Annotated in this window: 1 protein-coding gene; it reads right to left on the reverse strand. The window is 56.1% G+C overall.

All coding sequences use genetic code 11. The annotated features are described in order from the left end of the window. Positions 1-70 precede the first annotated feature (70 nt). Positions 71-285, reverse strand: a 215-nt coding sequence (locus tag O4G76_RS20365) for a hypothetical protein (RefSeq protein ID WP_269398953.1), incomplete at its 5' end; no start/stop codon positions are given.

A 285-nucleotide genomic window follows, 5' to 3' on the forward strand; every position in this document is an offset into this window, starting at 1 on the left:
TCACTGGACAGTCTGCATTACCCCCTATTGCTGAAAGCTGCCAAGGGGCTTGATATGAGTCGAGGCGAGATCAGGCTGGAACGCTTACCTGATCCTCTTGGGATTCAGCAGAAGCGGCCGCTGATTGCGGCACCATGAAACAGTGGCGCCAATGGCTCAGTACCGGAGCCAAATCAACCTCTTCCGGATATGACCAGCGAGCACCATAAAAGCAGAGCTGCCGGCCAATGGCGCGACGATGAGTGATGTTGCAATCCAGCGCAATTCGCGGCAACAGGGAGAGCG

The organism is Limimaricola sp. G21655-S1, from assembly GCF_027213785.1.
Taxonomy (GTDB): Bacteria; Pseudomonadota; Alphaproteobacteria; order Rhodobacterales; family Rhodobacteraceae; genus Limimaricola.